This is a genomic window from Coleofasciculus sp., assembly GCF_046565525.1.
Classification (GTDB): domain Bacteria; phylum Cyanobacteriota; class Cyanobacteriia; order Cyanobacteriales; family Coleofasciculaceae; genus Coleofasciculus.
In genome coordinates this window covers 21,338-40,611 of sequence record NZ_JBKHUP010000054.1, presented here as the reverse complement: position 1 = coordinate 40,611, position 19,274 = coordinate 21,338, and the positions used below count along the sequence as shown (strand labels likewise).

The 19,274-nt window shown below is 45.7% G+C and carries 15 protein-coding genes and 3 pseudogenes; 10 read left to right on the top strand and 8 right to left on the bottom strand.

The features are described from left to right. Positions 1–44: 44 nt before the first annotated feature. Complete coding sequence (locus tag ACLGGO_RS19620; protein ID WP_446420569.1) at positions 45–1,349, bottom strand: ATP-binding protein; 1,305 nt, start codon at positions 1,347–1,349, stop codon at positions 45–47. 187 nt (positions 1,350–1,536) lie between these two features. After that, positions 1,537–3,978, bottom strand: coding sequence for a GH116 family glycosyl hydrolase (locus ACLGGO_RS19615; protein ID WP_446420568.1), 2,442 nt, complete (start codon positions 3,976–3,978; stop codon positions 1,537–1,539). Positions 3,979–4,363: 385 nt separating this feature from the next. On the opposite strand from ACLGGO_RS19615, the gene ACLGGO_RS19610 reads away from it, so the two are divergent. The 5 genes from ACLGGO_RS19610 (at position 4,364) to ACLGGO_RS19590 (ending at position 11,326) form a co-directional block, all read left to right on the top strand. Beyond that, positions 4,364–4,756 carry a pentapeptide repeat-containing protein gene (locus ACLGGO_RS19610; RefSeq protein WP_446420567.1) on the top strand — a complete coding sequence of 131 codons (393 nt, stop codon included), beginning with the start codon at positions 4,364–4,366 and terminating at the stop codon, positions 4,754–4,756. Between the two features lie 479 nt (positions 4,757–5,235). Further along, complete coding sequence (locus tag ACLGGO_RS19605; protein WP_446420566.1) at positions 5,236–9,219, top strand: magnesium chelatase subunit H; 3,984 nt, start codon at positions 5,236–5,238, stop codon at positions 9,217–9,219. Positions 9,220–9,298: 79 nt separating this feature from the next. After that, positions 9,299–9,874: a Uma2 family endonuclease gene (locus tag ACLGGO_RS19600; RefSeq protein ID WP_446420565.1), complete on the top strand. Its 576-nt coding sequence runs from the start codon at positions 9,299–9,301 to the stop codon at positions 9,872–9,874. A gap of 50 nt (positions 9,875–9,924) precedes the next feature. Beyond that, positions 9,925–10,770 (top strand): bis-aminopropyl spermidine synthase family protein, encoded by an 846-nt coding sequence (locus ACLGGO_RS19595; RefSeq protein ID WP_446345351.1) that lies wholly within the window; start codon positions 9,925–9,927, stop codon positions 10,768–10,770. Further along, positions 10,754–11,326, top strand: coding sequence for a hypothetical protein (locus tag ACLGGO_RS19590; RefSeq protein WP_446345349.1), 573 nt, complete (start codon positions 10,754–10,756; stop codon positions 11,324–11,326). The genes ACLGGO_RS19595 and ACLGGO_RS19590 overlap by 17 nt, the downstream gene beginning before the upstream one ends. On the opposite strand, the gene ACLGGO_RS19585 is transcribed toward ACLGGO_RS19590, so the two are convergent. Both ACLGGO_RS19585 and ACLGGO_RS19580 read right to left on the bottom strand, forming a co-directional pair. Then, complete coding sequence (locus tag ACLGGO_RS19585) at positions 11,323–11,976, bottom strand: hypothetical protein (RefSeq protein WP_446345347.1); 654 nt, start codon at positions 11,974–11,976, stop codon at positions 11,323–11,325. The genes ACLGGO_RS19590 and ACLGGO_RS19585 overlap by 4 nt on opposite strands. Positions 11,977–11,979: 3 nt before the next feature. Continuing rightward, positions 11,980–13,038 (bottom strand): ImmA/IrrE family metallo-endopeptidase, encoded by a 1,059-nt coding sequence (locus tag ACLGGO_RS19580; protein ID WP_446420564.1) that lies wholly within the window; start codon positions 13,036–13,038, stop codon positions 11,980–11,982. A gap of 118 nt (positions 13,039–13,156) precedes the next feature. On the opposite strand from ACLGGO_RS19580, the gene ACLGGO_RS19575 reads away from it, so the two are divergent. The 3 genes and pseudogenes from ACLGGO_RS19575 (at position 13,157) to ACLGGO_RS19565 (ending at position 14,262) form a co-directional block, all read left to right on the top strand. Further along, positions 13,157–13,954 carry a hypothetical protein gene (locus ACLGGO_RS19575; RefSeq protein ID WP_446420563.1) on the top strand — a complete coding sequence of 266 codons (798 nt, stop codon included), beginning with the start codon at positions 13,157–13,159 and terminating at the stop codon, positions 13,952–13,954. Positions 13,955–13,963: 9 nt separating this feature from the next. Then, positions 13,964–14,065: pseudogene (locus ACLGGO_RS19570) on the top strand (type II toxin-antitoxin system HicA family toxin); the annotation flags it as partial. Beyond that, positions 14,049–14,262: pseudogene (locus ACLGGO_RS19565) on the top strand (type II toxin-antitoxin system HicB family antitoxin). The pseudogenes ACLGGO_RS19570 and ACLGGO_RS19565, both read left to right, overlap by 17 nt. Positions 14,263–14,313: 51 nt before the next feature. On the opposite strand, the gene ACLGGO_RS19560 reads toward ACLGGO_RS19565, so the two are convergent. The 3 genes from ACLGGO_RS19560 to ACLGGO_RS19550 all read right to left on the bottom strand — a co-directional run bounded on the left by ACLGGO_RS19560 (position 14,314) and on the right by ACLGGO_RS19550 (position 16,248). Beyond that, the gene (locus tag ACLGGO_RS19560; protein ID WP_446420562.1) at positions 14,314–14,625 is read right to left on the bottom strand and encodes a type II toxin-antitoxin system RelE/ParE family toxin; all 312 of its coding nucleotides are present in this window, start codon (positions 14,623–14,625) and stop codon (positions 14,314–14,316) included. 8 nt (positions 14,626–14,633) lie between these two features. Then, positions 14,634–14,891: a type II toxin-antitoxin system ParD family antitoxin gene (locus tag ACLGGO_RS19555; RefSeq protein ID WP_446338456.1), complete on the bottom strand. Its 258-nt coding sequence runs from the start codon at positions 14,889–14,891 to the stop codon at positions 14,634–14,636. A gap of 295 nt (positions 14,892–15,186) precedes the next feature. Beyond that, a complete protein-coding gene (locus tag ACLGGO_RS19550) occupies positions 15,187–16,248 on the bottom strand; it encodes a DNA cytosine methyltransferase (protein ID WP_446420561.1) in 1,062 nt (353 codons plus the stop codon). A 363-nt stretch (positions 16,249–16,611) separates the two neighbouring features. Between ACLGGO_RS19550 and ACLGGO_RS19545 the strand changes: the two genes are divergently transcribed. Both ACLGGO_RS19545 and ACLGGO_RS19540 read left to right on the top strand, forming a co-directional pair. Next, positions 16,612–16,842 carry an addiction module protein gene (locus ACLGGO_RS19545; RefSeq protein WP_446420560.1) on the top strand — a complete coding sequence of 77 codons (231 nt, stop codon included), beginning with the start codon at positions 16,612–16,614 and terminating at the stop codon, positions 16,840–16,842. Then, positions 16,839–17,151: pseudogene (locus ACLGGO_RS19540) on the top strand (type II toxin-antitoxin system RelE/ParE family toxin). Before ACLGGO_RS19545 ends, ACLGGO_RS19540 begins: the two are co-directional and overlap by 4 nt. A 373-nt stretch (positions 17,152–17,524) precedes the next feature. Here ACLGGO_RS19540 and ACLGGO_RS19535 read toward each other — a convergent pair. Further along, a complete protein-coding gene (locus ACLGGO_RS19535; RefSeq protein ID WP_446420559.1) occupies positions 17,525–18,634 on the bottom strand; it encodes an S-(hydroxymethyl)glutathione dehydrogenase/class III alcohol dehydrogenase in 1,110 nt (369 codons plus the stop codon). Positions 18,635–19,274: the final 640 nt, after the last annotated feature.

The following is a 19,274-nucleotide window of genomic DNA, read 5'->3' as shown; positions in this document are numbered from 1 at the left end:
CGCAGCGATAAGTAAGCTACATCCTTTGTCAAAAATTAGTGAACTCATAATTTATCATTCACAGGATGAATCCCTAAATCAGCGCTGAGAAAATCAACAAACTGGCGGGCGCTGCGCCCAGAACGTCCATTGTGGCGGGTTGCCCACTGAATTGCACGGGATTTTAAGTCATTTTGTGGTAAGTGTATGTCTGCTTGCTGGGCTAAATGATAGACTATGTTGAGATAAGTGTCTTGGTTTGCTGGTTCAAAGGTTAAGGTTAAGCCGAAGCGATCGCTAAAGGATAATTTTTCCTGTAAGGTATCCCAGGCATGGATTTCATCATTATCGCTGGGACGAGGGCGATCGGCAAAAAATTCCCGTACCAAGTGGCGTCGATTGGAGGTTGCATAAACGACTACATTTGGGGGACGGGCGGTGACACTTCCTTCTAAGACGACTTTTAATGCCTTAAACGCATCATCATCTTCTTCAAAGGAGAGGTCATCCACAAAGATGATAAACCTCTGTGGTACGTCTCGCAATTGCTCCACAATCATAGCTAGTTCTTTTAAGTCAGATTTAGCCACTTCAATCAACCGCAGTCCCTGATGCTTATACTTTTGTAATAAACCCTTGACTAATGACGACTTACCTGAACCACGACTGCCATAAAGTAAGACATGTAAAGCCGGATAACCCGCGAGTAAGAATTCTGTATTTTTAACTAACGTGGCTTGTTGAGACTCATATCCCACCAATTGAGTTAACTCAATCGGATCAGGGCGGGCGATACCAACTAATTGACCCGACTGCCAACGCAGGGCATGATATTGAGCAAATAACCCAGTACCATGTTGCCGATAGTAGGTGGCTAATTCTTCTATAGATTCTGTCCAATCACTATGTTGGTGTAGAAATGTGGGCTTTACCGTTTCCAGACTCCAGGAAACAGGCTGTAATTCTAACTGAGAGGCTTTTTGCACCCACCGACTTAGCTGTTCGGCGCTGCATTGATACAGATGGTACAAGGCGCGTAAATCCTGTTTTGCCGCCATGACTAGGGCTTCTGGTAAATCTTGCAGGGCTACCTGTTGCACTTGCTGAGTAAAGGGATTATCATCCTGGAGAATTTGCCGAATCAGATAATCTTGCCAGCTTTCTCCGTGGGCGGCTAAAATTTTGAACCAGCTACCATAAGCCACCAAGCAAGCCGTTTGCTCGGCTTCACCCTTGCTTAAGGTTTGCAAAGTATGGATAAAAGCTTGTCCCACGTCGTTATGGAGAACGGATTGATACAGCAGCAGCGACGCGGCTTGGCGTTTGAGAAATTGGCTGGAGGCGTTGGCAGTTGTCTTTGATGATGGCATGACGCCTATTGTAGCGGATTACAGAGGGCAGATGACACAAGGAAAGAGACTCGGCAATACAGCAAAGGATTCCATTGCCTGTTACCAGGGTTTTGCTGTCAGGACTAAAGGCAAAATCCTGCACCTGTTCTGGGTCAAAGGTTGACAGTTAATAGTAGTCAAACCCACCCATACACAAAACTAAAAACTATTTACTCAACGTTAAATAAACTGCCCAAATTGCCATCGCCCGCAGATAATGACCTGCCCGAAATGTACCAGCGCTCGTAATCGCTTCCGGGGTACGGAATTGTAATCCATTCTCATACACCTGTCGCACCACGGATTCTGTCACTTTTAATGCTTCATCCTTCATTCCCAATTGAATTAAAAATGCGGCTATGCCAAAATTAATCCCTGTCCACACTTCTAGGGGATGAGTTGCATCTGGATGTTCGGGAGAACCGTCGGGTTTTACCCCATTCGCTGCACCAAATTGGGCATTATGGAACTTTAAAAAACAAGATTCATAAACAGTTTTCAACGCTGACTGGGTGCATTCTGCTGGAACAATATCCGGCAATCCTAGTAATTGGGCATAGAACTGACCACAGAGTTGATCTGCCATCACCACATCAGAATCACTTTCGCTATCCAGGCGATAATATTGACCATTCCAGAGTTTTCGCTGATAAATCGGTTTCGCCTGTTGCAGCCATTGCTGATAGTCGTTCAGGGTTTGTTGAATCGACTCCGGATCAGGCAGATCAATTGAAAAAACTAGGGTGTAGTTGTCCAGGAGAATTTGTGCGATCGCGCTTCCGGCTTCTAAGGCGGCTAACCATAACCCACCACAGTACGCGCTAACTCCCTGCAACTGCCAATCATCAAAGGTTTGATCCGGTGCGCCTGAGTTTTCCGGAATCCCATCACCATCGTGATCAAAGGTTTTCAGATACGCCAGCGCCCTAACAATTGCTGACCAACATTCGGCTAAAAATTCAATATCCTTCGACCCCGTAAACACAAACGTCCGATACACCTGCAAGACAAAATCACAGGGTAAATCTTTCCACTGATTACAATCTTGATAACTGGTATAGTTTGTCTTTTCCCAAGGATGTTCATTGGGTGCGCCTAAATCGTGAGGTGTCGCATTGGCGGCTTTGCGAATCGCTGTCCCTTGGTTGTATCCAATAATCCGAGGCGTATCATCACTGGTGGGAATCGCCCGGGCAAAGGCTTCCAGTACCGCTTTATCCAATCGCGACCACAACATCGCTAGGGCAAAAGACCCATAAAGCCGCACATCTAAACTTTCGTACCAACGATAATCCAAGGATTCCAAAACCCCGAACTGACCCACCGGATCACCTTCATCGGCGGCACTCCAAATTGTCCCCCCAGCCGATAATAAATAGAGCTCATTAAACAGTGCCATTTTGAACCAATTGGGTAAATCCTGACGCTGTAAAATAGGGTTTTGCCAGGAGGAAATTCGCTCTTGCCAAAGGTCAGTATGTTTGAGGGCAGTGCGGACAATTGACCAGGCATTATTGCCTGTGCGACCAAAGAAATCCGTATAACGGCGGTAATATTTAACCCCCCCAGAAAACTCCGTCACCGGAAAATCCCAGGCGAGGATAAATGGGATTTTGCGCGTTCTTCCTGGGCGCAGTCTTACCCGTACTGCGATCGCGCCAGCAATTTGTTCTCCGGGTTCGGCGGGAGTTTCGTCTTGCACATCACTGAGACTCCCGTCACTGGCAAACGTATTCCACACGTCTGCTCCATCCCCTGTGGGATTCCAGCGACAGTGATAGAATACCTCCTGACTTGGATTCGTCACCGTGGCAAAACAGAGTTGTCCTTCGCCTTCCTCAATCTCATCCCGCAGCCTAACTCGGTCTAACAGACAACCCACCCGGAAATTATCCACAATCCATTGATTATAATTCCCGGTGCTATTTCCCCAACGCGGTTGATACTCGTAAACCGGACTCCCATCATCCCTTACCCGAACTTGGGGATGCTTAATCGCATTGGTAAACCAGCCCACCATATTCTGCCAGGTGAGCATAATACTTAAAATAATCGGCTGATCTGTGGGATTATGGGCAGTCCATTCAAACACCGCCACCGGATAACTGCTTTCTTGATAACAATCTGCCCAAATCGGGGAAAACTGTTGGCAGGTTAATTCGGTTTGAAACACATTCTCGTAGACAAACCAACTGCGGGGATAAAGGGCGTGATAGGTTCCCGTTGGTAGAGACGCGCCATTTTTGGTCTCTACATTAGGCGACGTGGGATACCATTGCCATTTGCCCAGGCTGCCATCCTCTGGGGGTTCGGTACAAAGGGCATAGGCTTGGGCGTCTTGGTTTTCTGGCTGTTCAAAGACGCTAAACTGACAAGCTGGCAGACGTTTGAATGTATGTTCTCCCCCATCCAGATGCCATAGATTAAAGTCTCCCCGTGAAGAGCGCCCCAAACAACCTGCGCCAAATCCGCCAAGGGGCATACCATGCCAGGGTCCATCATCCAGATTACTGGCATAGCGAACTTTGTAGGGATTCTCCCAGCCCTGTCCAATCGGACGTTGCCAGGTACTCTCAGGAATCGTTGGGCGCGGTGATTGATAGATCATGCTTTCGATCTTACGGCGTAGTTGGTCGCTTGCACTATTTTGGATCAATCTCACATCTTGCACCATGTAGGGGCAGGTTTTACGACTATTTTTTCGGTTCCACCCCTATCCAACTAAACCCGCCCCTTTCCAAGGTTGAGGGATTTCCCGTGAAACCATGTAGGGGCGGGTTTTACGACTATCTTTTCGGTTGCACCCCTATCCAAATAAACCCGCCCCTTTCCAAGGTTGAGGGATTTCCCGTGAAACCATGTAGGGGCAGGTTTTACGACTATCTTTTCGGTTGCACCCCTATCCAAATAAACCCGCCCCTTTCCAACCGGGAAACTCTGATGCTATTTGTTCAGGAAGTAGCGCCGCAAGAGGTTATTCAACTACTACTGATTTGACCGGAGCAAACCTGAGTAATGCGTATTTACACGAAGCCCTATTAGATAGCGCCAATTTGAGTCAAGCTAATTTAAGTAATGCCTATCTGCGAGAAGTGGTCATTATTGATGCTCGGTTGGATAATGCAAACTTGGAGGGAGTGAATCTGAACCGAACAGATTTGAGTGGGGTCAATTTAGAGAACATTAATTTAAGTAATGCTAATCTGAGTCATTCGGTTTTCATGGGTGTTAATCAACGAAATTTAAACTCTATGATGGGTTTTTCTAGGCTCTCCCGTACTTGTGGTGGAAAAGCCTATATTAGTGATAGCTTTCCTAAAAACATTGTTTTGAAAGCCTTGCCCCACAAAGTTTCCAACAATAATCAGGTTTGCTTATCACCCTAGGTACGGGAGAGCCACTATTTTTTCATCAATTTTACTCGCAACAGTTCAGAACCCCCACTGACATGGATGTGCGATCGCATCTAGCAAAGACAGCGCCACGACTAACCTCGCTCGATAGTCTGTGTCCTTTTATCCCTGTCTACCAGAATTGCCAATATTATGTGTCTACATGCACCCCATTAACTATATGACACTGAGTGTATTTTTGCCCAGATTGATTTAAACGTAAAGTTTTGTGAATAATATTTAGAGCAACCACTTCTATGAATGTAAATAAATGTAAAGTAAATTGAGCAAATTCCTATCGAATTGTGTCAAACGAGGGCTAAAACGCTGCATGGGTCAGCATTTTCTGGTAAAACCACTAAAGTTGCCCTAACTGTAACGCCAAGCCGATTGTTCCAAGCGGAAGCCAAGCTAACCTTCCCTGGAACCCTACTAATGAGAAGAGAACAAGGATCAAAAGGAGCTAGAACCGCATGTTCACTCACGTCAAGTCCACCATTCGTCACATCACCCCCGATGACCCCAAGAATCGTCACGTACTGAAGGTGGTCTATGTCGTGCTAGAGCCACAATACCAAAGTGCTTTATCGGCGGCTGTCCATTCAATTAATCAAAATCAGCCGGATATCGCCATTGAAATCAGTGGCTACTTAATCGAAGAACTCCGGGACCCCCAAAACTATGAGGCATTTCAGCAGGATATTGCCAAAGCGAATATCTTTATCGCCTCTCTAATCTTTATCGAAGACTTAGCGGATAAGGTTGTCGCCGCCGTCCAACCTCATCGCGATCGCTTAGATGCGGCGGTGGTATTCCCCTCTATGCCTCAGGTGATGCGCCTGAATAAATTAGGCAGTTTCTCCATGGCACAACTGGGTCAATCCAAGAGTGCCATCGCCCAGTTCATGAAGAAGCGTAAAGAAAAGTCAGGCTCATCCTTCCAAGATGGGATGCTGAAGCTATTGCAGACGCTGCCCAAAGTCCTGAAATATATGCCCATCGACAAGGCACAGGACGCCCGTAACTTTATGCTTTCGTTCCAGTATTGGCTAGGGGGTTCCTCCCAGAACCTGGAAAACTTCCTGTTAATGCTGGCAGATAAATATGTGCTTAAGGGAAGAACCCTAGAATTTAAAGATCCGGTGGTTTACCCAGACATGGGACTTTGGCATCCCCTGTCTACGAAAATGTTTGAGGATGTCAAAGATTATCTCACCTGGTATAACAATCGCGACGATATCTCCGAGGATTTAAAAGATCCCTTCGCCCCCTGTGTCGGTTTAGTCCTGCAACGTACTCACCTCGTCACCGGGGATGATGCCCATTATGTGGCAATGGTACAGGAACTAGAAGCCATGGGCGCACGAGTTCTGCCCGTATTTGCTGGGGGACTAGATTTCTCCAAACCCGTGGATGCCTTTTTCTATGACACACCCACGAGTAAGGGACAAGCCAATGTAACTCTGGTGGATGCGGTGGTGTCTCTGACTGGATTTGCCCTAGTTGGGGGTCCGGCGCGACAAGATCATCCCAAGGCGATCGAATCCTTAAAACGCCTCAACCGTCCCTATATGGTGGCATTGCCCTTAGTCTTCCAAACCACAGAAGAGTGGGAAGGGAGTGATTTAGGATTACACCCGATTCAGGTAGCACTGCAAATTGCCATCCCAGAATTAGACGGCGCGATCGAACCAATTATCCTATCTGGACGAGATGGCACCACCGGGAAAGCGATCGCACTTCAGGATCGGATTGAAGCCGTGGCAAAGCGGGCGCTGAAATGGGCAAGCCTGCGCCGCAAGCCGAAACTGGATAAGAAGGTGGCGATTACCGTGTTTAGTTTCCCGCCGGATAAGGGAAATGTAGGCACCGCCGCCTATCTGGATGTCTTCGGGTCGATTTATAAGGTAATGGAAGCCCTCAAGCATAACGGCTACGACGTGGAAGACTTACCCGAATCCGCCGAAGCGCTGATGCAACAAGTCATCCATGACGCCCAGGCACAATATGCTAGTCCCGAACTGAATATTGCCTACCGCATGTCGGTGATGGAGTATGAACGGTTTACCCCTTACTCCACCCGTTTAGAAGAAAACTGGGGTCCACCGCCGGGACATTTAAATAGTGATGGACAAAACCTGCTGATTTATGGTAAGCAATTCGGTAACGTGTTTATTGGGGTGCAGCCCACGTTCGGCTATGAAGGCGATCCAATGCGGCTTCTCTTCTCCCGTTCCGCCAGCCCCCACCACGGATTTGCGGCTTACTACACCTATTTAGAACATCTCTGGCAAGCGGATGCCGTATTGCATTTCGGGACTCACGGGTCATTGGAATTTATGCCCGGTAAGCAAATGGGGATGTCGGGGGATTGTTACCCGGATAATTTAATTGGTTCGATTCCCAATCTCTACTATTACGCTGCCAATAATCCCAGTGAAGCGACAATCGCCAAGCGTCGCAGTTACGCCGAAACCATTTCCTACCTGACCCCTCCGGCGGAGAATGCAGGGTTATATAAAGGGTTGAAGGAACTGAGTGAATTAATTGGGTCTTATCAAACCCTAAAAGACACCGGACGCGGTATTCCAATTGTGAACACAATTATGGATAAATGCCGCTTGGTGAATCTGGATAAAGATATCGCCTTACCCGAAAAAGACGCCAGTGAACTGAACCCAGAAGAACGGGATACCCTGGTGGGGTTAGTCTACAAAAAGCTGATGGAGATTGAGTCTCGGCTGTTACCCTGTGGGTTGCATGTAATTGGCAAACCGCCCACTGCTGAGGAAGCGATCGCGACATTAGTGAATATTGCTAGTTTGGATCGTCCAGAGGAAGAAATCCAGAGTCTACCGGGGATTATCGCCAACAGCATTAACCGGGATATCGACGAGATTTATCAAAATAACGACCGAGGTGTCTTAGCGGATGTGCAGTTACTCCAAGACATCACCCAAGCCACTCGCAAAGCTGTAGCGGCGTTAGTTCAAGCCCAAACCGATGCAGAGGGGCGGGTGTCCAAGGTGACGAGTCTGAATTTCTTTAATATGCGGAAGCGCACCCCTTGGATAGAAGCATTAATTGATGCGGGGTACTGTCAAGTTGACTCCGATGCAATTAAACCCCTATTTGAGTATCTGGAATTTTGTCTCCAGCAAATTGTCGCCGATAACGAACTTGGGGCGATGCTGAAAGCGTTGGAAGGGGAATATGTGCTTCCCGGACCTGGCGGTGATCCCATCCGCAACCCGGATGTATTACCCACCGGGAAAAATATCCACGCCCTTGACCCCCAATCCATCCCCACCACAGCAGCAGTAAAATCGGCAAAAATCGTCGTAGACCGCTTATTGGCGCGACATCGGGCGGAAAATGGCGGGAATTGGCCCGAAACCATTGCCTGTGTCCTCTGGGGAACGGATAATATCAAAACCTACGGGGAATCCCTGGCACAAATTATGTGGATGGTTGGGGTGAAACCCGTTCCCGATGCGTTGGGACGAGTGAATAAATTAGAATTGATTTCCCTAGAAGAGTTGGGGCGTCCCCGAATTGATGTGGTGATTAACTGTTCTGGGGTATTCCGGGATTTGTTTATCAACCAGATGAATCTGTTGGATCAAGCCGTGAAAATGGCGGCTGAGGCGGATGAACCTGAGGAGATGAACTTTGTCCGCAAACACGCGATGCAACAGGCGGCGGATATGGGAATTAATCTGCGCCAAGCGGCGACGCGGGTGTTCTCCAATGCGTCGGGTTCCTATGCAGCGAATGTGAATCTGGCGGTGGAGAATAGCACTTGGGAAAGCGAATCCGAGTTACAGGATATGTACCTGACACGGAAATCCTTTGCTTTTAGTGCGGATAATCCGGGAACGATGGAACAGAATCGCCAGATTTTCGAGTCTTCGTTGAAAACGGCGGAGGCGACGTTCCAGAATCTGGATTCTTCGGAGATTAGTCTGACGGATGTGTCTCACTATTTTGATTCTGATCCGACGAAGGTGGTATCAACCCTGCGTCAAGATGGTAAGACGCCTGCATCTTATATTGCTGATACGACGACAGCAAACGCCCAGGTAAGGACGTTATCGGAGACGGTGCGTTTAGATGCGCGGACGAAGCTACTCAACCCGAAATGGTATGAGGGAATGCTGAGTCACGGGTATGAGGGAGTGCGAGAACTCTCGAAGCGGTTAGTCAATACCATGGGTTGGAGTGCAACGGCTGGCGCGGTGGATAACTGGGTATACGAGGAAGCCAATGAGACGTTTATCCAGGATGAAGAAATGCGGAAGCGGTTGATGAATTTGAACCCCCATTCTTTCCGCAAGGTGGTGTCCACGTTGTTGGAAGTGAATGGACGCGGGTATTGGGAGACGAGTGAGAGTAATCTGCAGATGTTGCGGGAGTTGTATCAGGAGGTTGAGGATCGGATTGAAGGGATAGAATAGTTCGGTAGATAAAGCCCCTGTAGAGAGATTATCAGTAAAATTTCTACAGGGGTTAAATAATCGGAAAGTCACAATCACCATGACTGCTTTAACCCTCAACCTACACTCGATAATTCAACTAACAGATGAGCAATTTTATCAACTCTGTCAGGACAATGAAACCCTCAGATTTGAGCGTACTGCTACAGGGGAATTAATTATCATGCCACCTGTAGGGGGAGAAACGAGTAACCGTAATGCTGGACTAACTGCTCAACTATGGATCTGGAATGAGCAGAATAAATTAGGTAAAGTTTTTGATTCTTCTGGTGGTTTTAAACTACCGAATGGAGCGGATCGCTCTCCTGACGCTTCCTGGGTAAAATTGGAACGCTGGAATTCTCTAACTCCTGAGCAACAAAAGAGATTTCTTCCTCTTTGTCCTGATTTTGTGATTGAGTTACTTTCTCCAAGTGATAGTTTGAAAGACACTCAGGATAAAATGAAAGAATATTTAGAGAATGGTGTCCGCCTAGGTTGGTTAATTAATCGGAAATTTAGGCAAGTTGAAATTTATCGCCCCGGTCAAGAGATTGAAGTCCTTGAATCTCCGGCTACCCTCTCAGGGGAAACAGTGCTACCTGGATTTGTTCTGAATCTTGAGTCTATTTGGTAATATTCAATCTTTAATTTAATTTAATATCCTTATAGGGGATAGGGATTTCTATGGAGTTTGACTTGCGAAAGGCGATCAACGCAATTTCAGATGTTGTTCAGAACCGACCAATCCCTCTTCGCGAATTTGATCAAATATACATGAAGGTCGCCGATATGGTGATCCAAGCAGAGTACGTGGCTCGTGTTTTTGACAGCAAGGATGTTGTATTTGTCGGGGATGGTGATGGGATTGCCCTGTCTGCTGCTCATTTGAAAGCCCAAAACGTCATCAATTATGGACCAAAGTCAATTACTTTACTTGATTTTGATGAGCGGATCGTCAATTCCGTGCGGCGATTCGGCGAGAAGCTTTACCCTAAGATTGAGATTTCAGCCTATCTTTATAATGTGGCAGACGCGCTCCCCCAAAAGCATTTTGGTATGTACGATGGATTTCATATCAATCCGCCTTGGGGAGCAAGTAACAGTGGAGAAAGTGTTATCGCTTTTTTCGAGCGCGGCAGTCAGGCAACTAAGGAAAAAAGCCTGGGCATCGTTGTTATAGCGGACGATCCTGATCTAATGTGGACTCAGGAAGTATTACGCGATACGCAACGCCGTGCGCTTGAACTTGGATATGTAGTGTCCGAACTGCTGCCACAATTGCACTCTTACCACCTAGACGATGCCCCTGATCTGCGTTCATGTTCTTGTTTGTTTCGTCGTATTGATCCCAGTCTTATGGAAACAACATCAGAACCTCTTGAGTTGGCACGACTTGAAAATTTCTACGGTAAGAATTCTCCATTGCGCTTTCGATATGTGCGTGAGCGGACGAGGCTGAACCCAGGAAGAGAATCGGATCAGCTTTACATACTTGAAAAACTTGAGGTGAACCATGGACGACTCGATTAAAAAAGCCGGTCTGATATTTATGAAAGTCGGTTTGCACGCGCAAGAAAGCATCGAAGATATCGTTAAGCGGAAACAACGCGAGTTTGAAGAGGCAGGTTCAATTTTTTGGGGCTATGGCGGTAATACCTGCCATCCTCTGACTATGGTTCAACCGTTTGCCAAAGAGGTGGAAGAAAGCGGCAACCAAGTTCTCATTGTTATGCAAAAAATAGACTCTAAGCATGCAGCCCCGCCAGAAATTGCTAAGCAGTATTCCGATGACGGTGTGAATTGGCAGCCAATTCCCAAAGGCATAGAAGTTCGCGGGTCTCGTTATGCGTTGGTTCTGGATGAGCTGCGGGTGGAGGAATTCGACTTGGCTCTAGGCGAATTACAGGTTGGAGTGGGTCCTAGCCGTGGGCGTAAAGCCGATAAGTATTTGATTGGTCAGGTAGACAAAGGATGCTTTCATTACAAGCATCGAGAGCTATTAGATTCACACAATGAACAGGTTGTAAAGCACATTGAGCTTGTTGCTCGCGTTAAGGAACCTTATGCAGTTCTCCTGAGAAATTAACTTGATGGTAAATAAAGCAAAGTACCAGTTTTGCTCCGTAAGTCATTGATGTAGGAAGCAAAGCCCTGCTTGACTGATTCAAAATCAGCCGGGGCTTTTACTCCGAAGACTATTTTCAACGTCTTATCAACATCAGGTTTGGCTCTTACACGTTCTTGAATGAGGGCAAATTGATAGTCCGCTAACATAGAGAATAGCACTTCTATCGAGACTACACGACCTGTTAGCGCTTTGGAGATATCAGCAACAGAATCATGAGAACAAAGCGCCTTTAGAGAGCGTTTGTCGCCTGTAGTTATGAGTATGTTGCTATTATTAGCACCCACTGCGAACAATAGAGCTTCTCCAGTATCAATATCAGGAACAGCGTTCAGTGTGTCAAACACATCCGGGTTTGCCAATCCAGCACCCACTGCCAATCCAGCATCCAGTTGATTAGAGGTTCTTAGGAATGCTTCCAATCTAGTAGCACTTTCTTCATCTTTACAAAGCTGCAAGCGATTTTTAGCCGGTAAGAGCTTGTATTTAGCCGTTGCAAGTACACTAACATTGGTGGAGGTACAGTTAAATAGAGCTAAGGCTTCATTCAGCAACCCGTAACGAGCGAGTTTGAGCAAGGCATCATTATCGATTGCAAGTGACTGGTTCATGAGCTACCCTAAAGCAACGTATGAACTAGCCACCCGCTCAAATTCAGCGTAAGAATCAGTAATCCTAGTCAGAAATTCAATAGTATCCATTGGTAGTGCTTCAGGGTTAATGCCGCCCCACATCGCTTCACTAATTACAGCCGAGGCAGGTGGGTTCTCTCCCTGCAAAAACTTTGCAGCCTCAATGCCAATACCCCATTGACGAGACTGATTCGCAAAATTCAATACGATGTGTCCGGGATCGATTTTGTTTGCCGTACCAAAATTATATGCAGTATCCGCCAATTCCCTAAAATTAGCCTGACTTGCCAAAGAATAAGTTGCTTCTGTCCTACCGTTTAATAACTCGATCGCAAAGTTATCTGCTGCACGCTCATCCAAATCATTATCCTTTGAGATATATAAATCTTCACTTAGTTTCTCATCGACTAATATGTCACCCGGTAGTACATGCCCAAGCACTATGTGGGCAATTTCGTGAGCCAAGATAAAGAGTTGCCATGCCCAAAGGGGTGACGCTTTTGATAAGATAATGACTGGTCGATCGCTTGTATAAACCACCATGCCATCCATCTTCGCCACACCTTGACCGAGTTGTGCTAAATAAACCACAGGTACGCCATGAGACCAGCAACTCATCAACAAATTTCTCAGCCCCAGCCATTTACCTGGAAAATCAGCAAGCACCTCTTGGCGGAGATTGGCAGCACTACCTACAAACGGACTGAATTTCACCCTTGCAGCTACTGCTACAGATTCAGCAACGCTAACAGCAATTGATGTGGCAGCCGTTAAGTTCTTTGACTGGTTCGGAATTGATCGCTTATACTTAATTTCTCGTCGCCGAAGCGATTCTACCTGCGGATTGGCAGCGAAAAGAGGACTAGCACGAAGACCCAATCGTTTTGCCAGAATTGCCGCAATCTCCGATGACACTGTGGCATCCGATAAAACTTCTGGTGTCACCCACTCCGGCAGCAAGAGATTTTGCAGGCTGCGTGGGAAACCAGCAGACTCCAGTGACCCCAAAATCATATCAATCTGGCGATCAGGCGTGGTCAAGTGAATCTCCTGCGATGTAATCTGTCTTTTTGTTTAGCCCTTTCAGTCCTTATGATAACCATAAGCAACACTCCTTCACCTGCTGGTATGATTTAAGCACTTGGAGACGCATATGACAATGAGCAAATTGCCGCCGGCATTCTGCTGGACAAAAATGGGTACAGAGGCTAGCGAAGAGTTGACAGCAATTATCCGCAGGAAGGAATGGGAACGGCAATTAGGTAACGGGTACTTTTTATGGGGGATTGGGCAGTCTCTGGGTAAAAATGCTCAAGTTGCTGCCCGTGACATACTGTCTTTGCCTGCGATTTTTTCTCCGATGCCCAGCAAACCAAAGATGATCGACGTGGCACCGGCTGAAGTAGTCTTGTGGAACGCTTATGTTGACGCACAAGGACAAACACGAAAATTACCAATTCACTACTTTGTCACCAGCCGTGCGTCTTTGCCTTCTGGCAGAAAAAAGGAGAGCCATTATGCGTTGGCGTGTTTCTCTGACAGGAAATTAAATGTCCAGCAAGACGATATACGCATCTGTCCGAGTCATCTTCGTAACATTACAACTAATAAGCCTCTTGGCTCATCACAGGTAACGGCTGTTGTACGTGTCTTGAGTCAGGTTGATGATAACTGTAATGCCAAAAGCTATTCCGTTAGCTTTACTACCGAACTCCGTCCACCCTATTGTGTACAACTAGCCCAGCCAGTGCTGCTGGATGCAAGCGAACTCGCTGAAATTAAAGCAATTTCAGACGTGGGTGATATCGAATCGTGGAGTACTTTAGTAAGACGTATGCGTTCCCGTATAGTTGATCAGATAGATTGGGTTCAATGCACGCTGGACTTAGGTGAGATGTCTATGCCCCTTGATTGGGAGGACAGAGTAAATTTTTCAGATATTCAAGAATCTCCTTAAAATGCTCTAATGCAACCCAACAGCTCACAAGCGAAAGTTTATCAGGTAAAGCAAGTCCGTGCCGTGATTCTCAAGTACCAGCTAGGAGGTCAAGATGATGCTTCGCTATGAAATTATCCTCTACTGGAGCCCAGAAGACCAGGCATTTATTGCCGAAGTACCAGAATTACCCGGTTGCGCTGCTGATGGCGAAACTTACCAAGAAGCACTGCAAAATGTAGAAGTTATTATGCTCCGAGTGGATTGAAACAGCCAATGAATTAGGGCGTCCGATTCCTGAACCCAAAAGTCGCTTGATGTTCGCCTAATTGCTCAAGACTGAAGTGCGATCGCGTTTCTGTGTCGATGTATGCGATAGCTTAGTCTTGATTCTTTTCCCCAAATAACGCCCCTAGATCGCGATAGCCGCCCACTACCCGCATCACGTCGATTCCATTTGGAACCAGACGATAAAAAATTAGATAATCCTCTAACGGTACACTCCGCAAGTTGGGATATAGTTCATCTCGTTGACGTCCCATTCGGGGGAACTGAGATAGCATTTTGAACTTCGTGTCAATCTTCTCAAGAAAACGCTCTGCCGTTTCAATACTTCCTCTCTGGGCGATATAGTCCATAATACTCTCTATATCTCGGCTTGCTGTCGGTGTAATTCGGCAAACATTGCTCATCAATTAGCCTAAGCGCGACGCTGTTGCAATTTCTCTTGCAGCCCAATTATAACGGTTTCTGCGTCTAACAATTCGCCTCGTTCAGCCTCTTCAACTCCAACCATAATCTCGCGGCGTAATTCTTCAAACCGTCCTTGATAAAGATTTTCTCGTTCCTGTAGCAGCTTAATACCAGCCAAGAAGACTTCATCAGTAGAGGCATACTTGCCGCTAGCAACCTGATTGTTGATAAACTGTTCCAGTTCCGGTGGCAATGTAATTGGCATACTAAAATCAGCCTCAGATTAACCTGCTGCTATTGTAGCGCGATCGCATCTATACTTTCCCGAAGTGCGATCGCGCTTACTGTTCGACGGTAGGGGCGCACCGACGTGCGGCCTTTATTATTGTCGTGCATCCTATATTTAACCAACTATAAGATCACAGCAATCCTCAGTCTACTAAAATCGCGCGTTGGCGAAGCCTGTTCCGAAGGAACGTATCGCACAATACCCAATCAACAGGCGGTTGCGATCCCTAAATGCCTTATTCTCTCATTTTTTTTGTGATTCATAAGCGTAATCACGGTATTTGCAATTGAATAAACTTTTCTTCCTTTTTAGCTATAAAATGATGATCATTCTCTTCTTCCTGACTACCAAAAAATATTTGTTCCTTTAATTGATGAGCAATTTCAGAAACCATGGGAATGCAGACCGAGTTTCCCACCTGCTTGTAACATTCTCCTAAATTTCCGTGGAGTTTAAAATTCTCTGGAAATCCCATAATTCTATAACATTCTTTAATCGTCAATTTGCGAACGGCATTTTCTTCAGGAATATAAATAAAGAATCGCCCCGATGTCTCTTGAGAAGGTATTGTAGGATGTATGCCTTCTACTGAATAAATTCTATTGGGTTGATGGTGAACCCTAGATAAATGATGAGTATTGGGTCTAACTCCTTTTTTCCAAATACTCTTATTATTCCGATATCCTACAAAAATTAATCCCGATTGCTGTTGTTTGGGTTGATCTATTAAGGTATAGCTGTCCGGCTCTAAATATTCAAATTTTTCAGAATCGGATAGAAAACTTTTTAATTTTGCTCTAGAGTTTATGGTTTTCAACTTATTAAAATTAAATCGTTTGTTTTTGGTGGCAACAATAATTATTCTTTCCCGGTTTTGGGGAACTCCAAAATCTTTAGAATTCAGCAGGCTATAATTGACTTTATATCCCAAATCTTCTAAAGAGTACAAAATTACATTTAGTGTTTTACCTTTATCTTGATGCATTAAATGTTTTACATTTTCCAAGAGAATAACTGGAGGTTTTTTTGCTGCAATTATTTCACAAATGCGAAAAAATAATGTACCTCTTGTATCCTGAAAACCTTTTCTTTTACCACATATACTAAAAGGCTGACAAGGAAAACCCGCCGTTAAAACATCAAAATTAGGAATACTATTAATGTCTATTCTTGTAATGTCACCTGCGGGTCTATCTGAAAAATTATTAAAATATACTTCCTGACACTTGGGATCAATTTCACAAGAATACACGCATTTATAGCCCGTTCTTTCAAAGGCAATTCTAAATCCACCAATTCCAGCAAATAAATCAATAAATTTAACTTTTTCCATTCCTGTTATTCAACAAATTTAATTCTCTTATTATAAAACATAGTCGCACCTTCACGCAGCTCCAAGAGGAAGCCAACACAATTATCGAGTTAACTATGCAAGGCTGCATCCCGATTGCACGTACCGTTTCAGTGGATGCGATCTTTCCCTGTTCGACGGTAGGGGCGCACAGACGTGCGCCTTTTATTATTGTCGTGCGTCCTAATATTTGACCAACTATAAAATAACAGCAATACTCACCCTATAAAATCTCGCGTTGGCGAAGCCTGTTCCGAAGGAACGTATCGCACAATGCTTTGAGCTATATGTTAAATCTGCCGCTTTCTTGCTAGACTCAGACTAATCCCTATCCTGTATGGAATTATGGCTTCTGTCGAGCAAGTAATGAAAGACGCTTTATCCTTACCCAGTCCATTGAGAGCATTGTTGGCAGAGAAATTGGTTGAAAGTCTTGAGTTTGATGTGGACGATACAGTCCAAACGCTTTGGCTCAATGAAGCTAAGAGGCGTCGAGATGAAATCCGAAGTGGTGTAGTTCAACCCATTTCTGGAGAAGAAGCATTAGCTCAAGTGAGACGGCTTCTGGAGTCATGAAATACGTTTTTCACCCAGCAGCTTTGACGGAATATAGTGAAGCGGTGGAATTTTATTCACAGCGTCGGGTTGAATGAGCATCAGGCATTTATTAATGCGGTTGAGGAGACAATTTTTCGTATTGTTGATTCCCCGAATCGTTGGGCGTTTGTTGAAGAAGATATTCGTCGATGTCTGACGCGCAAGTTTCCTTATGGAATTTTATACACTGTCGAGGAGGATTGCATTTTGATTGTAGCGGTTATGCATTGTAGCCGAGAACCTGGATACTGGAAAAAGCGCGTTACACAAAAACCATCTGATGGATAAAATTGAAAATATTCGACAGTAGGGGCGCACCGACGTGCGCCTTTTATTATTGTTGTGCGCCCTATATTTAACTAACTATAAAATAACAGCAATACTCACTCTATAAAATCTCGCGTTGGCGAAGCCTGTTCCGAAGGAACGTATCGCACTCTACCCAATTAACAGACAATTGCGATCGCGCTCCCTGATTACGCTTAATTCTAGTACGATAATTTTAGAGCTGTTATTCCCATGTTCCAATGACTTCTACAATGGGGCGTTTTTACCTGCTCAGGTTCGCTCCCCTGCGGCTAAAGAAAGAGGCGGGTTTAGTCAAGTTAGAGGTTGTTTCCAAAACGTTATGGGTAAAACCCGCCCCTACCACCCAGTTGCCTTAAAATGTCACCACACTGCGAATCGATTCCCCTTTGTGCATTAAATCAAACCCCTCATTTATTTTCTCCAAGGGCATGACATGGGTAATTAAATCATCAATATTAATCTTACCTTCCATATACCAATCCACAATTTTAGGAACATCAGTGCGTCCCCTTGCTCCACCAAACGCGCTTCCTTTCCAAACTCGTCCGGTTACTAATTGAAACGGGCGCGTACTAATTTCTTCCCCAGCACCAGCCACGCCTATAATTACACTCTCGCCCCATCCTTTATGGCAACATTCTAAGGCTTGGCGCATCACATTTACATTCCCAATACACTCAAAACTATAATCAGCGCCCCCTTTGGTTAACTCCACCAAATAAGGAACTAAATCCCCTTCGACTTCACGCGGATTAACAAAATCTGTCATGCCAAACTTTTCTGCCAATTCCCGTTTATCTGGATTAATATCAACGCCAACAATTTGACTCGCGCCCACCATTCGCGCCCCTTGGATCACATTTAAGCCAATCCCACCCAGTCCAAATACCACAACTCTGGAACCAGGTTCAACTTTGGCAGTATTAATCACCGCACCAATCCCCGTAGTTACACCGCAGCCGATGTAACAAACCTTTTCAAAGGGCGCATCGTCCCGAATTTTCGCCACGGCAATTTCGGGCAATACGGTATAGTTAGCAAAGGTAGAGGTTCCCATGTAGTGATGTAGCATTTTGCCACCCATTGAGAACCGACTTGTGCCATCGGGCATGACTCCTCGTCCCTGAGTTGCCCGAATCGCCTGACAGAGATTGGTTTTGAAACTTAAGCAATACTCACAGTTCCGGCATTCGGGTGTGTAGAGAGGAATCACATGATCACCGGGTTTAACGCTGTTTACCCCGTCTCCAACCTCCACGACTACACCTGCACCTTCATGTCCTAAGATAGCCGGGAATAGTCCTTCTGGGTCTTTGCCAGAGAGGGTATAGGCATCGGTATGACAAATACCTGTGGCTTTAATTTCGACTAATACCTCCCCAGCTTTGGGTCCCTCTAGCTGAACCGTTTCAATCGTTAACGGTTTACCTGCTTCGTAGGCGACAGCTGCTTTAACGTCCACTTCTCCCCTCCTGCTTGTGGTCTTAATGCACTATCGTTTAGTGTATCCCTAGAGCGTCAATCGATGTAATCACACTGAGCGCTCAAAAAAAGCTTAGAGTAGGGGCATGACATGTTTCCTACAGATGCAGGTTTCATAAGTGAAGGGTTTCGCGAACCCTGACAGATTACCTCTTTGACTGCAACTTGGTATCACTTCTCCCTTTTTCAGAGTAATTTCCTGATATCTCCCTATCGTGCAACCATTGTTAAGATAAAAGAGACTTAACCCCACCGCAAGGGAGCCAGTCTGTACAATCAAAACTGAAAAACTACCCTAGGGGCAGGTTGAGTCAAATCGGGGCGAAAAAAAACGATAATCGTGAAACCCACCCCTACATCCCTTAAAAACGTTTTCATCCTGATGTACCGATGTAACGGAAAAATCCTGGATTTTCCTTAACTACTAGGGCTAAAAAAAATCCCTAGCCCAAATCAGTGAGCCAGGGAACGTCAATCAGGGTGCATCTACCATTTCACTCTTCGGGAATAGGCGGGGTTCATCCGGAAAAATTCGCCAAGCCGTTCTTCAATTGGAGTTCAGTAACATCCAGAACCGAAAAATTCCAGCGTTTTCAACCAGGATTAACCTCTTGTCCCTC

Coding starts and splice junctions, on each gene's coding strand:
- ACLGGO_RS19620 (WP_446420569.1), bottom strand. CDS start 1,349: ATGCCATCATCAAAGACAACTGCCAACGCCTCCAGCCAATTTCTCAAA.
- ACLGGO_RS19585 (WP_446345347.1), bottom strand. CDS start 11,976: ATGAACCAGTCACTTGCAATCGATAATGATGCCTTGCTCAAACTCGCT.
- ACLGGO_RS19605 (WP_446420566.1), top strand. CDS start 5,236: ATGTTCACTCACGTCAAGTCCACCATTCGTCACATCACCCCCGATGAC.
- ACLGGO_RS19615 (WP_446420568.1), bottom strand. CDS start 3,978: ATGATCTATCAATCACCGCGCCCAACGATTCCTGAGAGTACCTGGCAA.
- ACLGGO_RS19590 (WP_446345349.1), top strand. CDS start 10,754: ATGGACGACTCGATTAAAAAAGCCGGTCTGATATTTATGAAAGTCGGT.
- ACLGGO_RS19550 (WP_446420561.1), bottom strand. CDS start 16,248: ATGGAAAAAGTTAAATTTATTGATTTATTTGCTGGAATTGGTGGATTT.
- ACLGGO_RS19595 (WP_446345351.1), top strand. CDS start 9,925: ATGGAGTTTGACTTGCGAAAGGCGATCAACGCAATTTCAGATGTTGTT.
- ACLGGO_RS19575 (WP_446420563.1), top strand. CDS start 13,157: ATGAGCAAATTGCCGCCGGCATTCTGCTGGACAAAAATGGGTACAGAG.
- ACLGGO_RS19545 (WP_446420560.1), top strand. CDS start 16,612: ATGGCTTCTGTCGAGCAAGTAATGAAAGACGCTTTATCCTTACCCAGT.
- ACLGGO_RS19555 (WP_446338456.1), bottom strand. CDS start 14,891: ATGCCAATTACATTGCCACCGGAACTGGAACAGTTTATCAACAATCAG.
- ACLGGO_RS19560 (WP_446420562.1), bottom strand. CDS start 14,625: ATGAGCAATGTTTGCCGAATTACACCGACAGCAAGCCGAGATATAGAG.
- ACLGGO_RS19600 (WP_446420565.1), top strand. CDS start 9,299: ATGACTGCTTTAACCCTCAACCTACACTCGATAATTCAACTAACAGAT.